General features: G+C 62.8%; 12 protein-coding genes. 5 read left to right on the top strand and 7 right to left on the bottom strand.

Annotated features, from left to right (window positions below; all coding sequences use genetic code 11):
• Positions 1-143: 143 nt before the first annotated feature.
• A complete protein-coding gene (locus NLI89_RS15320) occupies positions 144-1,154 on the top strand; it encodes a LacI family DNA-binding transcriptional regulator (RefSeq protein ID WP_254687816.1) in 1,011 nt (336 codons plus the stop codon).
• A 215-nt stretch (positions 1,155-1,369) separates the two neighbouring features.
• Positions 1,370-2,800, top strand: coding sequence for an IS1182 family transposase (locus NLI89_RS15315; RefSeq protein ID WP_254687815.1), 1,431 nt, complete (start codon positions 1,370-1,372; stop codon positions 2,798-2,800).
• A 433-nt stretch (positions 2,801-3,233) separates the two neighbouring features.
• On the opposite strand, the gene NLI89_RS15310 is transcribed toward NLI89_RS15315, so the two are convergent.
• Complete coding sequence (locus NLI89_RS15310) at positions 3,234-4,100, bottom strand: hypothetical protein (protein ID WP_254687814.1); 867 nt, start codon at positions 4,098-4,100, stop codon at positions 3,234-3,236.
• A 199-nt stretch (positions 4,101-4,299) separates the two neighbouring features.
• On the opposite strand from NLI89_RS15310, the gene NLI89_RS15305 reads away from it, so the two are divergent.
• Together NLI89_RS15305 and NLI89_RS15300 are read left to right on the top strand one after the other, a co-directional pair.
• A complete protein-coding gene (locus tag NLI89_RS15305) occupies positions 4,300-4,971 on the top strand; it encodes a hypothetical protein (protein ID WP_254687813.1) in 672 nt (223 codons plus the stop codon).
• A 170-nt stretch (positions 4,972-5,141) separates the two neighbouring features.
• Positions 5,142-5,900 (top strand): hypothetical protein, encoded by a 759-nt coding sequence (locus tag NLI89_RS15300; RefSeq protein WP_254687812.1) that lies wholly within the window; start codon positions 5,142-5,144, stop codon positions 5,898-5,900.
• On the opposite strand, the gene NLI89_RS15295 is transcribed toward NLI89_RS15300, so the two are convergent.
• Both NLI89_RS15295 and NLI89_RS15290 read right to left on the bottom strand, forming a co-directional pair.
• Entirely contained in the window at positions 5,787-6,164 is a 378-nt protein-coding gene (locus NLI89_RS15295; RefSeq protein ID WP_254687811.1) for a hypothetical protein, read from the bottom strand. The two genes, NLI89_RS15300 and NLI89_RS15295, sit on opposite strands and share 114 nt — an antisense overlap.
• A 4-nt stretch (positions 6,165-6,168) precedes the next feature.
• Positions 6,169-7,230: a Glu/Leu/Phe/Val family dehydrogenase gene (locus NLI89_RS15290; RefSeq protein WP_254687810.1), complete on the bottom strand. Its 1,062-nt coding sequence runs from the start codon at positions 7,228-7,230 to the stop codon at positions 6,169-6,171.
• A 126-nt stretch (positions 7,231-7,356) separates the two neighbouring features.
• Between NLI89_RS15290 and NLI89_RS15285 the strand changes: the two genes are divergently transcribed.
• Complete coding sequence (locus NLI89_RS15285) at positions 7,357-7,821, top strand: Lrp/AsnC family transcriptional regulator (RefSeq protein WP_254687809.1); 465 nt, start codon at positions 7,357-7,359, stop codon at positions 7,819-7,821.
• Positions 7,822-8,067: 246 nt separating this feature from the next.
• Here the strand turns inward: NLI89_RS15285 and NLI89_RS15280 are convergent, their stop codons facing one another.
• The 4 genes from NLI89_RS15280 to NLI89_RS15265 form a co-directional block, all read right to left on the bottom strand.
• Positions 8,068-9,696, bottom strand: a complete 1,629-nt coding sequence (locus tag NLI89_RS15280) for an FAD-dependent oxidoreductase (RefSeq protein WP_254687808.1) — start codon at positions 9,694-9,696, stop codon at positions 8,068-8,070.
• An 11-nt stretch (positions 9,697-9,707) separates the two neighbouring features.
• On the bottom strand, positions 9,708-12,674 hold the full coding sequence (locus NLI89_RS15275; protein ID WP_254687807.1) for a TonB-dependent receptor: 2,967 nt from the start codon (positions 12,672-12,674) through the stop codon (positions 9,708-9,710).
• 77 nt (positions 12,675-12,751) lie between these two features.
• Positions 12,752-13,693, bottom strand: a complete 942-nt coding sequence (locus NLI89_RS15270) for a FecR family protein (RefSeq protein WP_254687806.1) — start codon at positions 13,691-13,693, stop codon at positions 12,752-12,754.
• Entirely contained in the window at positions 13,677-14,198 is a 522-nt protein-coding gene (locus NLI89_RS15265; protein WP_254687805.1) for an RNA polymerase sigma factor, read from the bottom strand. Before NLI89_RS15265 ends, NLI89_RS15270 begins: the two co-directional genes overlap by 17 nt.
• Between the last annotated feature and the right edge of the window lie 213 nt (positions 14,199-14,411).

Here is a 14,411-nt window from a genome sequence, read left to right as displayed (position 1 = left end):
TCGAATCCTCGTGCAGATTTTTCCTGCTTGACAACGATGCTGGCGGATCAATGGCAACGTTGTCAACTCATAATGACAACGTTGTAACTTTGAAAATTCCTGGTGGTTATTGTCAACATCTGCACAAAGGACGATATCGAGTGATGAAGAATCCGACGATCATCGATGTCGCCAAGCAGGCGGGCGTTTCGTGGAAAACGGTATCGCGCGTGGTCAATGGCGAACCAAACGTGCGTCCGGCGACCGCGGAACGGGTCAGGTCGGTGATCGCGGACCTGGCCTATCGGCCCAACACCGCCGCGCGATCGCTGGCCGGCGAACGAACGTTTCTGATCGCGGCGCTTACCGCAAGCCTTTCGGCGCATTACAGCGTCGCACTGCACCGCGGGGCGTCAGTCATCTGCCGCGAACGGGGCTTTCATCTGGCGCTGGAAGAACTCGATTCCAGCGATCCGGCGATGCTAGCGCAATTCGAGCGCGCCGTCGCGACTGCATCGTTCGACGGTGCGATCGTCCCGCCGCCGCTCTGTAACGATCCGGCTGTACTGGCGATCCTGGACCGTTACGACGTTCGCTATGTCCTTCTCGATCCGATTGACGAGGTAAACGCCGCGCCCATGATCGTCGCCGACGATGCGGTTGGCGTCGATGCGATGGTGGAATATGCCGCCGCTCTGGGTCATCGTCGTTTTGCCTTCGTCGAAGGGCCACCTGCCCACCGTGCGTCGGGCGTGCGCCGCGAGGCCTATCACGCGGCCATTGCGCGCCATGTCGGTGAATGCGCGGTAATGTGCGCATCCGGAGCCTTTACCTTCGCGTCCGGCATGGAAGCGGGAGAACGGCTGTTCAATCTCCGCGACCGCCCGACCTTCGTGTTTGCTGCAAATGACGACATGGCGGTCGGCGTCGTCGCCGCAGCACATCGCGCCGGATTGGCTACGCCGGGTGACATCTCGGTGGCAGGCTTCGACGATAGCGAAGCCGCTCAACTGGTATGGCCATCATTGACTACGGTCCGACAGCCGATCAGCGAAATTGCTAAAGCAGCGGTTGAGACTCTTATTAGCAAGCCATCTCTGCCATCTGTGATGAAAGCTCTGTTCGACGTGGACTTTATCATTAGGGGATCCACGGGGCCCGTTCCATACGTTTAACTAAGAGTATTATAATTTACTATAACTCTCATTTTTCTATATGATTAATTAGATCGCAAATAGATTTGTGAGCGACGTCATCCACCTCACTAGCTAAGTTAGCTAGCTTCGCCGCCGCCACAATCGTGGATAGTGCTTTCCCGATCAGCCATCCAGACTGTGCGGAAACTCGCTGGCTGATTCCATCGTGTCGCTGACCGGCGTATGCTGTGATCATGGCGTACATCGAGGGTCATGCGCGCGACCAGGCGCTGCTGCTGCCGGCATCGGTCGAGGATTATGTGGCGGCGAATAGTCCGGTTCGGTTCATCGACGTCTTTGTCGATGACCTTGATCTGGGCGAGGCCGGTTTCCATCGCTCGCGGCCGAAGGCGACGGGGCGGCCGGGCTATGCCCCGGGCGACATGCTCAAGCTGTACCTGTACGGCTATCTCAACCGGGTGCGGTCGAGCCGACGGTTGGAAGCGGAGGCGACGCGCAACCTTGAGCTGATCTGGCTGCTGCGCGGGCTGCGGCCGGACTACAAGACCATCGCCGATTTCCGTCGCGACAACCGGAGCGCCTTCAAGGCGGTGTTCCGCGCCTTCGTCATCCTGTGCCGCAAGCTCGACCTGTTCGGCCGCGAGCTGCTGGCGGTGGACGGCACCCGGCTGAAGGCGGTGAACAATCCGGGACGGAACTTCTCGCGCGACAAGCTGGCCCGGTATATCGCCGCGGCCGACGAGCGGCTTGAGGGGTATCTGGTCGAGCTGGATGCCATCGACCGCGGTGAGGACGGCCATGGGCTTGGTCGCGGTGAGGCACTGGCGGCGAAGATCGCCAGGGTGCGCGAGCGGCGGCAGGCGCAGGCGGCGATGCTGGAGCAGCTGACCGCCAGCGGCGAGAGCCAGATCTCGCTGACCGATCGCGATGCGCGCGCGATGGTCACGGGTCAAAAGACCACGGTCGGCTACAACGCGCAGGTGGCGGTCGATGCGAAGCACAAGCTGATCGTCGAGCAGCACGTCACCAACGCCGCGACCGACATGGGTCTGCTCGCATCCACCGCCGGCGCGGCGAAGGAAGCTCTTGGCGTCGACCGGATCGCTGCCGTGGCGGACATGGGCTATTACAAAGGCGAGGACATCGAGGCATGCGAGGCGGCTGGCATAACGCCTTATGTCGCCCGGCCGGAGCGTGGCAGCGCGATTGCCAACGGCCGCTTTCCCAAGGAGCGGTTCGTCTACGACCCGGCAGCCGATGCCTATCGTTGCCCCGGTGGCCAGCTTCTCGATACCCGCTACCGCTCGGTGACGCGGGGCCATGTCTCGATCCAGTACTCCAGCCCCGCCGCCTGTGCCGCCTGCGCGATCAAGGCACGCTGCACCGGTAGCCGCTGGCGACGCATCAACCGTTGGGAGAACGAGGCGGTGCTCGAGCGCATGGCGAAACGGCTCGCGGCCCGGCCCGGCGTCCTCGCCATACGGCGCGAAACGGTCGAACACCCGTTCGGCTCGATCAAACAGTGGATGAACCAAGGCGTGTTCCTAATGCGCGGGCTGGAGAAGGTCCGCGCCGAGTTCAGCCTGACCGCGCTCGCCTACAATCTCAGGCGGGCCATCACCATCATCGGCATCCCGGAGCTTATCCAGGCAGTGAGGGCCTGATCCACACTGCAAATTGCGCCGACACAGCCCAAGCATGCTCCCCATCGAGCCATTGCGGCACCGGCACAGCCGAAGAACCAAATTTTATCGCCTCTAGATCCGCCCCGTCGAAAAGAACGTCAGGTTGGCACCATGCCAGCGAGTTTTCGCACGGTCTGCCATCCTTTTCAAGCAATTCGGCGTGCCGTCAGGCAGGGTGGAATGCGTGCCACGTGAGCCCGCCTCGACATGAACGAAGGGCCGAAGTTGGGGAGCGGAAATTACGTCGTGAACGTCCACAACCGGGTCTGGCCGGAAGGTGTCGGATGGGGCGCGTTCGCTCACCCACGGACGCTCAGGTTGTGGATCGGGCCTCCCGATAACAGCTATTCGTCAAGCGCGTGGGCCTCAGCTATCGCCCCAATGCGTCCGCAATGCATCGACGCGACTTTACTCAGAACCGCCGCGGTTCGTGCCCGATTGTGTCGCACGTGCCCCGAAAACCATAGTTGCTCATCCCCTCGACCGTGATGCGACCGCTGCGCCGGTCGATCGTCAGCCTTGGCTTGTTCAACCCGTTCAGACGGTAACTGGCGCGGATCGTGTCGGGGCCGACGGATACGTCGCGCAAGTCCCACCATCCCTGATCACCACGAGAATTGATCGGCGGGATCAGCGATTTGGGTAGCCGGATACGTCCCCCACCTGCCCAAGTCTGGATCATGAGGGAGGCATCGAAGACCTCCCTTCTGGTTTCCGTGTAATTGCCGGACTCATACCGATCACGATCACGGTTCCAATTCCACGTCGTACCGCTGGCGAAACCGGTTTTCGACCCATCCCCGAAACATACGAGACCGAGTTCCACGTTCCTTCCATCGACGACCGGCCCACTCGATGGATAGTTGGCCTGACCGCCACCGGGACCCACTGGCGCGCGTCCATATGCCGGATCGGGTTCATAGTCGGGCCGTGGCCGGGACGCAGGCGGTCCACCGTAGTTGGGGTTGGGGCGAAGGTTCGCCGGCTTCCTGCAATCGGGGGACGTGGTCGGTTGGATGGAATTGTAGCGGCCTTCCATCGTGGCGATGCTGACGCACTGGCGGCGATCGGCGTTCCACCAATAGGTATAGGCGCGATCATCACCCTGCTCACCGCGGATGTTGACGTAGCCGCGCCGCTGCAACTCTATCTCGCCTTGCCCGGCACGGGCGCCTACCATGTCCTCGAGACCCGTAGATTGCGCATCGGCAACCGCCGGAAGTGCTGTTCCTAAAAGAAGTGCGGTCGTGACCTTCGACAGGTGTGCTCGATAGCGCATGGCGACTCTCCCGTTCGTTCGAAATTACCTCTTCATCAATGTGACGAGTTTATGGAAGCGGGATGACGGCGTCCATCACTGTCGACGTTTCTCAATCACTTATTGCTGCCGCAGGTTCCGCCGTGGGCGAGCCTTGGAAATACACAGACGACGAATAGCAAGCCGTTGCGAACAAATTCTACATCGCACATCATGCGATATGGACTTTATGAAGTGGCTAAATTCGCTCGATGAACTCCTCTACGAGGTCATGAGCTGGGTGATCTTCTTCCCCCTTACGCTTTGGCAGGCGCTGTTGCGACCGGTCGATACGATGAAGGAGATCGAGCTCGAAATGGCGCTCCCTGACGATGAACGATATGCGTCGGTGCTCAGTCCGCCCCTTTTTCTGGCTCTGACGCTGTTGCTGGCGCACACGGTCTCTACGGCGCTGGGGCAGACCGACAAGATTATCGCCAATCATCATGGCCTCGCCGACCTGGTCAACGACAATGCGAGTGCCCTGGTCCTTCGCGTCGTCGTTTTCGCGGGCTTCCCACTCTTCCTGGCAGCGCGCATGGTGCGCAAGCGCAAGATCAAGCTCGATCGCAATTCTCTACAGCAGCCTTTTTACGAGCAATGTTATCCGGCAGCTGTTTTTGCTCTCGGCTTGAGTGTCGGTAGCAGCTTCGGGCTCGACCAACACGAAGTGACGCGTACGGTTGGCCATTGGCTCGTCGTATTGAGCATCGTGAACTTCTGGATCGTAGAAACGCGGTGGTTCGCACAAGCGCTGGGCATCACCCTATTGCGTGCCGCAGGGAACGTATTTGTAGGGCTGCTGGAAGGTGCGACGTTCCTGTTCGGCGTGGGGTTCTTGTTCACGCGCTGATCCCCGTTTCTTGATCCTTTTCGAGAAATTCGGCGTACCGTTCGACAGGGGGAATGCGTGCCGCATGAGCCCCGCCTCGACATGAACGAAGGGCCGAAGGTGGGGAGCGGAAACTAACCCGTGAACATCCACAACTGATGACGTGGACGGCTCTCCAACCCTCAAGCAGGATGTCCCGCGGAGAGTCGAACGAGGGGCTGGCAACGCTGTACCAGCGTCGCCTGCCGTTGCGGTTCGGGCTCGTAACGCCCGATGCCTTTCTAAAGGACGTGAACTTCCATGCCGGACGCTATTATTCCAGCGTAATGGCAGGCGTGCCGAATGCCGAAATAGCGAAGCGCTTCTGGGCCGATACGCGGATCCGCACGCTGCCCTACGATCGCGGCATGCTGTATTTCTCGACGGTCGATACGGCGGTCCGCCATTCCTCGCGGGGGCGACGGTCGCTGGACGACATGATGCTCGCGATGCTGCGTCGGGAGCGGAGCGGAACGCTGCTGACCAACGCCGATTGGGAAGATCAGCTGACGCGCGAACTCGGAGCAGAAGCAGTGGTCGAATTTCGCGCCTTTCTGAACGGTCAGATGCCCCTGCCGCCGTCGGATGCGTTCGGTCCGTGTTTTCAGCGTACGAGCGTGCGCCTGCGACGCTACGACCTGGGTTTCGATACGGCCGTTCTCGCCGAACCTCAGCGGATTGTACGGGGATTGATCGCCGGTTCGGCGGCGGCCCGAGCCGGGCTGCGCGACGGAGACCAGGTCGTCACGCCGGTGCCGCAGGATCAGCTTCAGGGCACGCAGGGACGCGAGTTGACGCTATCGGTGATGCGCGCCGGCCGCGTGTTGCCCATCACCTACCTCCCGCGCGGTGCGGCCGTCGATACATGGCAGCGGGTGCCGGGTATTCCCGACAGCGCCTGCCCATTGTGATGCGTCGCTGTAGTCGCTGCGCAGCATGACGGAGTGGACGGCGATGAATTGCCGCATTCTGGCCGCGACAATTCGTGCGTCGTCGGGGGCCAGGGCGTCGGTGGCGATCGTCAGGATCTGCACGTCGGCGATGTCGGTCAGCGTCAGCGCGGACAGCGCCTCGTCCCGCTGGGCGAACAGACCGATCAGCCGGCACAGCGTCTGCGTGCAGCGCTCCAGCCGGATGTCGAAGACAGAGGTGCACTGGACCGTCGCCACCATCATCGCCCTACGCCGCCGCGGCCATGGTCACGCGGTTTGCGGCCATGCGTTGCACCGCGATCCGGCGCGCAGCGTCATGTGCCGTGACGCCAAACCGTTCGGCATAATGCAACGTTTCGTTCAGCCGGGCGCCGATTTGGTCGATCCTCGTGCGGACGTCGCTCTCGTCCCAGCCAAGATGCTCGGCCGCGACGTTGATGATGCCGCCGGCGTTGACCAGGAAGTCGGGCGCATACAGTATGCCACGATCGGCCAGCTGTTCGGCCTGGAATGGGCTGAACAACTGGTTGTTGGCGGCGCCGCATACAACCTTGGCGCGCAGGTTGCGGACCATCGGCGCGTCGAGTACGCCGCCCAGTGCGCAGGGTGCGAAAACATCGGCATGAACGTCGGACAGTCGCGTTCCGTTGACCACCGTCGCACCGAACCGCACGGCTGCTTGTGCCGCGACGTGGCTGCGTGGCTCGGCGATGAGCAGGCGCGCACCGGCTTCGTACAGCAGCTCGCACAGCGCGTAACCGACATGCCCCAGTCCCTGTACCGCGACCGTTATGTCGGACAGGTCCGCGTCCAGCCGATGCCGCACCGCGACGCGCATCGCGTTCAGCACGCCGAGCGCCGTCCATGGCGACGGATCGCCGCCTGCATGGCCGGGTCGCACGGTCCGGCCGGCGACATGCTGCGTCTCCTGCGCGACGACGTCCATGTCCGCGACGCTCGTCCCGACATCCTCCGCAGTGACGTAGCGACCACCCAGCGCCTCGACCGCACGGCCGACCACCCGGAAGAGCGCCGTCCGGTCCAACTCGTCGGCGGCGCAAAGCACCATCTTGCCTCCACCCAGCGGGAGATCGGCCAGCGCATTCTTCCACGCCATCCCCTCGGCCAGCCGCAGAGCATCGGCGACCGCGTCCTTGTCGGATGGATACCGCGCCAGGCGACACCCGCCGGCGGCGGGGCCGAGCGCCGTGGAATGCAGCACGATCGCACCGCGCACGCCGGTGATCGCATCGTGGAACGGCACCACCTCTTCGGGTACGGAAGGACCGGTCTGCGCGTCAGAATACATCGTGTTTCCCCATGTTGTCGTCACGCGAAGTTAGCGGGAAACCGGCGGTGGAACTGACCTAATTATGTACCGAAAGACCGGAGACCAGGTTGGATCGACCGGCGAATATAGAGTATCGGGTCGATTATGCCGATCGATCTCGATAAATGGGACCGCAGGATCCTGATGATCCTGCAACAGGATGCGAGCCTGTCGACTGCCGCCGTCGCCGAAGCGGTGGGGTTGTCCACGTCGCCATGCTGGCGGCGTATCGACCGGCTCGAGCGGGAAGGCATCATCAAACGGCGGGTCGCGCTGGTCGATCGCGCCAAGGTCGGGCTGAAGGCGCAGGTTTTCGCACAGGTGAAATTGAACGCGCACGGTCGGGCCAATCTGGACGAATTTTCCGCTGCAATCCGCGATGTTCCCGAAGTGCTGGAATGCCATGTCCTAATGGGCTCGGTCGACTTCATGCTGCGCATCGTCGCAGCCGATATCGAATCCTATGAACGCCTTTTCTTCGAGCGCCTGTCGCAACTGCCGGGCGTCCAGGAGATCAATTCGACGGTGGCGTTATCTGAGATCAAGCACACGACAGCGCTGCCAGTGTGATCCAAAGCCGTGTCGCGATTAGGTAGGACAGGCTTGCCGACAATTGGCCGCCGGGCAGCCGATAGACGCCTTGTCGCGTAACATACCACGGCGGAAAACCCCGAGACCGGTCATTCGCCCTGCAATCTTGTCGAACGGCAACGTTTCCAATTGGGCGCCCTAATGTCTTGCGCTTTTGCTCGGGACAGCGACATCGGAGCGCTCGCACGTATCCCATGGCGATCGGCAATTGCCACGATCCCTGCCTTATCGACCGTTAAGCGTCAGGATTTGGCCCTCGGAAAGAAGCCGCTGCTGCAACAGCGGATACGCCACCGCCTGCACGGGTACGTTTCCTGCAATGGCAAGATCGGCGGCAGCGGCCGCCGACTGGCCTAGGATCATGAACACCGGTTCCATTCGGATCGTTCCATAGGCAATGTGCGAAGCGGACAGCGCGACCGGCACCAGCAGATTGCGTGCCTCTCCACGCTTCGGAACGATCGCATCGTAGCTGATCGGATAGGCGTGGCCGACCGCCACCTCGATATTGCCCTCGTTGCGCACGCGGCCCCGGCCATCGACGATCCGCTGCGTATTGTGCGAATCCATCTGGTACGAGCCCATGCCAATCGGCCGCGGCGTTGGCTGCATCCCGCGCACCTGCGGCTCTGCCATCACGAAATCAGACACCATTCGTCGGGCCTCGCGGACGTACATTTCCCGCGGCCACCCGCCGGTGGCGGTGAATTCGTCGCGGCACAGGCCCCAGCGGTCCATCTCGGCACGCGTCTCGGCCGGTACGCCCGGATCGTGCGCCATGAACCACAACAGGCCCTGCTGGTATCGAACATGCTCACGCGCAATCGCCTGGCGTTCTGCGTCGCTGCCCTCCGGGTAACGATAGTTCCTGCCAATATTGTCGGTGGAGAATGCGCCGAAATTGTTAACGTCCGCCTTGCCGTTCGGAATGCGATCAAACTTTTGGAAGAAGTTGCGGTAGCCCGCGACCATGTAGCGCTGGAGCAGCGCATATTGTCCGGGATCGTAGCGCGCCGGCTTAGGCAGCGGGAGACGGTTCGAGGCCACGTCGGTCAGGCACAGGCGATAGGTATACGCCTGGATCTTGGTGTCGGCGCTGCCGTCCGCTGCCGGCGCTTCCGCGCTTATCCGTGGCAGCAGTCCACTGCGGGGATCGCCGGGCACCTTATACGGATCGATGTCGAGCGTGAATTGGTGGTTGGTCGTTCTGCCGAGCTGGACGCCATTCAGTGTCTCCCCATAGGTCGCATTCGCCTCACGACCGACGGTGTAGGAAATCCCGGCGGCGGCCATCAGGTCGCCCTCATAGCTGGCATCGATGAACATCCGGCCGGCGAACCGGCGCCCCGTCTTCGAGCGGAAGGCGACCAGCGTCGTGCCGCGCCGCTCCACTCCATGGCGGCTACGGTCGAGCGGCTGGCTCCGCTCCACCGGGACGCCAGCGCTCTGCACCCACGCCTCAAGGATGCGCTCCGCGACCTTGGGTTCGAACTGCCACATCGCGCCGTCGTCGATGAAGTTCTCGGCGCGCGCCGGCCGCGGGGCATGGGTCCAGGCGCCCGGGTCGTCATAGTGACGCTTCACACGGCGGTAGAATTCGAGCGCCAGCCCGCCGATCGCGCGATGGTTGCCGGTATCGGACCAACTGAGGCCGTTGGTGGTCATGCCGCCGAGATAGGCGTCCCGGCAAACCAGAGTAACGCTGCGCCCGAGCCGCCGGCCCTCGATCGCGGCGATTACACCGCCCGCCGTGCATCCATATATGACGATGTCGGCGGTAGCCGGCGCTTCGCGCGCCGTAGCTGGCCCGGAGGCGGCGAGTAGCGCTGCTGAAGCGAGATATGCCAATCGCATGCCCGTGCCCCTCAAAACGTCGCCGCCAGACCGAAGAAGATGCGCCGATCTTCCCGCGCACTCGTGAGCAGCCGCGTCGCGTCCTGTAGATATTGGCGGTCGATCGATCGGGTGAGGTTGATCGCCTCCACCGTCAACCGCAGGCTGCGGGTGAGGTTGAGCTGCGCCGAGGCGTCGAGCTGCCCCCGGGCTGCTGCATAGGAGCTGCCGCCTGCGCCGGCGCTGCCTTGGCCCAGCAGGTAGCTGGAGCGGTAGATATAGGCGACCCGAGCAGAGAGCGTCTTGTCTTCGTAAAAACCAATCAGGTTGTAGCTGTGCTTCGACAGCCCCGGCAGTGGCAGCCGCGCGGCCGTCGCTTCGTCGATCAGCGGAGTTTCGCTGTCGACATAGGTGTAGTTCGCCTGCACGCCGAGGTTGCGCAGCAGACCAGGCAGGAAGCGCAACGACTGCTGATAGGCGACCTCGACGCCCTTGATCTTGCCCGAAGCGCCGTTGACCGGCTGGGTGATTTGAAAGGCGCCATAGGTCTGGCCGGTGCTGGGATCGAGCTGATCCGACAGGCCGGCGATGAACTCGCTCTGGGTGCGGTTGAGTGTGAAGGAATCAACATTCTTGTAGAAGCCGGCGACCGTCAGCGCGCTGGACGGCGCGAAATACCATTCCAGCGTCGCGTCATATTGCGTGGCCTCGAACGGGCGCAACGCCGGATTGCCGCGCGAGCCCGTGCGCGACACGAACAGCGGCACGAAGCTAACTCCCACATCGCTGAGGCTGGGCCGCGCGACGACCTTTGCCGCAGCGAGCCGGAAAGTCAGGTTGCGAACGATGTCGAGCGAAGCATTGGCGCTCGGCAGCCAATAGCCGAACCGCGACTTAGATGCCGTCGGCTGGGTATCGGAGAGATAGCCCGACGAAATCCGCTCGAAGGTGATGTAGCGGACGCCGGCATTGCCGGTGAGCGGCATCGATCCGATCGCGCCTTCGAAATTGCCCTTGGCGTAAAAGGCCAGTGTATCTTGGTTCACATCTTTGATCGAGACGCGCCCGAACGGGATCGTGTCTGCACGCGGAACGGGCAGGCCGAAGGCGTCGCGCGCGGCCTGCTTGTCCGTTGTGCCGCCCAGTATGTCGCGCGGAAAATTGCCCGGCACGCCCGGATAGAAGCTGCCCTGCTGATTATCATATACCAGCCCCGGCAGTTCATCGACGGTCAGGATGCCGTCACCATTCTTGTCGCCGCGCGACAACAGGCTTCCCGCCGTGGGGATGTTCTGCGGCGCTTCCGAATAGAATTGGATCGATTCATAGCGGCTACCGACCTCGACGGTCTGCAGTGGGCCGAAATCCGTGCGGATGGTGAAATCCACGCGCCCGTCATAACCACTATTGTCGGTGCGGAAGTCGTTCTCGAAGATTGAGGCGAGCTGATATTGAGCCGGATCGTTCACATCGAAATTGGAAGCGAGCGACAGATCGGGCACGGTGCCGCGCCGGGAGAAATCGATCGTCGCATTGGCGGTACGGCCGGCGCGGGGCACCACCACATAGGTGAAGGACGCGCCCGGTCCGCCATCGGTACCGAGCCCCTTGGCGTAGGACGCATCGGCTTTCACCGTTACAACGTCGCCCTCATACTTGGTTGAGAAGCCGATATTGGTCGATTTGAATTCGGTCGGCTCGTCATAGATCAGCGGGCGCACCGTCACGCCGGTATAGGTGGAACGGACCACCGTGCCGTTGGCATCCGCCACGGCGCCGACGTCGTTGTCGTTGAACAGGATCTGGTAGTTCGCGCTCTGCCGGTTGCGCTTCAGCCGGGTATGGGTGGCGTCGAGGATCATCTCCCAGCGCTCGCCCGGCCGATACTGGATCGAGCTGTTGAGCGTGACCCGTTCCTCGGCACGATCGTAGATCCGTGCCATGTAGCGGTTTGGCCTGTACAGGCCGGGATCGTTCACCCCGTCGCCATTGCCGTCGATATTGTTGGTGCGGGTCCATCCGCCTGTGTCGAACGAATAACCGCGGGTATGCGTGTTCGAATAGGCGGCGCTCGCTAGGATCCCGAAATTGTCCGCAAACGTTTTCGACACCAGGGCCGACCCGCGATAGCCGAGGTGATCCGCCTGATCGGTATAGGCACCCTGCAGACGGCCACTGACGACGAAGTCGGCAAGCTCCAGTGGCCTCTTGGTCTTGAGGTTCACAGTGGCGCCCAGCGCACCCTCGGGCATGTCCGCCGTCGGCGACTTCGACACCACGATGCTGGAGATGATCTCCGGACTCACCGATTCGAGCGAGGCGCTCCCGCCGGCCCCGGGGCCAAGGAAGGTACGGCCGTTGATCTCGAGACGGTTCTGCGAAATGCCGCGCACCGTGAAGTTCGACCCGTCGCCTTCGCGGCGGGTGATCTGCACACCGGTGATGCGGCTCATCGACTCTGCCACATTCTGGTCAGGCAGCTTGCCGATGTCCTGCGCGGTGATGACGTCGACGATGTTGCCAGCGGCGCGCTTGACGTTGATCGATTCCTGCAGAGAGGCGCGAATGCCCGTGACAACAATCTCCTCGCCCGCGCTCGGCTCCTCCTGCGATGCGAGTTCCGCCGTCATCTGCATCGACGCAGGTTCGACCTGGGCGGCGGCGGGTGTGAGCGACGCCCGCGCGTTCTCTGCGCGACGGCGAAGGACGATCGCGCCGCTCGCGCGAACCGGCACCAGATCCGTTCCGTCGAGCAACTGACGCAGCGCCGCGGCGACGTCCAGCGATCCCTTCACGGGGTTGACCCGGAGGTTTTCTGCCAACGGCCCTGGAACGAGGATCTGGATGCCGGCCTGGTGCGCAAATTGGGGGATGCCGGTGCGGGCCGGCTGCGCCGAGACGTCGAACTGGCGGGTTTGCGCCGCCGCGGCGGCCATCGGCGCAACCGACGCGAGTAGAATCGCGGCGGAGCCTAGGATTTGAGAACGCACGGATGCCATGGGTGAACCTCTCCCTGTGTCGGCGCCTTCTCTTCCGAAGCGCTCACACCTTACGAGCCGATGAGCCCAGGATTCCGTCAGGGCAGCTCAACTTTTTTGCGCGCGATGCGGATTTCATTCGGCGTGGCGGTCACCTGCGCCTCGAACGATGTGGCCAACGTTGCGGCGAAGTCTCCAGGCCTGTCGATCTGGAATAGGCCGATCAGCCGTTCCTGCGCCAGTTCCTGATCCTCGACGATCAGTTGCTGGCGGTTATAGCGGTTGAATTGGGCAACCGCGCTGGCGACCGTTTCGTTCTCCAGCGCGATCTCGCCGCTGCGCCAGGCCAGCGCGCGGGTGATTGCGGCAGGCGCGGTGCTGACAACAGGCTCTGCCGCACCGGCATGAAAGCGCGCGGACTGGCCTGCCTCGATGATCGTCATCGCCCCGCTGGCGTCCGCCGCCCATACTGCCACCGTGCCCTCGGTCACGGCGATCTCCACCCCCTGGTCGCGTCGTTCCACCGAAAAGGCGGTTCCTACCGCTCGGACAAGCGCGATACCGGCATCGACGACGAAGGGGCGGCCCCGATCTTTGGCAACCTGGAACCAGGCCTGGCCATGATCGAGCGAAATGCGGCGGATGTCCCGCTCCAGTGCGACGCTGAGCGCGCTGTCGGTGTTGATCATCGCGACCGATCCGTCGGCAAGCGGCAGGCGGCGGATTTCGCCTTGCGCAGTCTCGACATGCTGCGCGCGCCAATACTGCAATCCGAATAGCCCGGTAACGCTCGCCGCGAGCGCAGCGGCCATGCCAGTTAGAAGCCTGCGGCGTATGGGTGACCAGGGCAATGTCTCTGCAAAGCCGGCGCTCGGTGCGATGGCTTGATCGACGAGGCTCAGCCCGGCCATTGCCCGCAGGAGCGCTCCGGCATGGGCCGGATTTTCCGCCAGCCATGCCGCGATTTCAGCTTCACCCGCCGGGTCAAGCGGGTGGCGCAGCGCCCATTCGGCCGCGATATCTTCAACGCGATCGAGCATGAGCTTTTCCTTCCTTCGCCGGGGGAACCACCTCTGCAGGTTCGGTCAGCATCCGGAGGATAGCGCGAAGACTACGGCTGGCATCGTTTTCAACTACCGCTTCCGTCACGCCGAGCCGTGCGGCGATCTCCTTCTGACTCAGCCCTTCGATGCGTCGCAGCAGGAAAATCTTGCGAGCGCGATCGGACAGGGTGCCCAACGCGGCACGCACGCGATCGAGTTCCTGCCGCCCCGCCGCGATCCGATCCGGTAGGGGCTGGTCGCTTGCCAGTTCGCTGCTTTCGACCTGCGCGATCGGCTCGATCCGCACGACGCGAGCGCGCCGGCGTTGTCGGTTAGCGAGGTTCCGCGCCATAGCGAACAGATAGGCCCGCGGCTCGACGATGTGGGACACGCTGGGGAGCTGCGCGAGCTGACAATAGCATTCCTGCACGACATCCTCCACGTCATCAGCGGCGAGCACGCGTGACCGCAGCCAACCACGAAGGTCGCGTTCGTGGGGCATTATCTCGCATCCCACCCATTCCGCCAAAGCCGTCCGTTCCGTGGCCGCTCTCCTATCCTTATCGTTCGAGACCTGACGTCGCCGTTTCCGTCATGGTCGCGACGCAAATAGCGGGCGCTCTACGCGATCGCATGCTCCCACAGCGCGGCAACGCATGACTCTTGGCTCGTTAATGAAGGTGAGCCTTCGACCACCTTTTGCCGTTCTACCGAG

The sequence above is a fragment of the Sphingomonas faeni genome, assembly GCF_024273235.1.
GTDB classification, from domain to species: domain Bacteria; phylum Pseudomonadota; class Alphaproteobacteria; order Sphingomonadales; family Sphingomonadaceae; genus Sphingomonas; species Sphingomonas faeni_A.
Note: the sequence above shows the minus strand (reverse complement) of the source record. Positions and strands in the feature narration are given on the sequence as shown.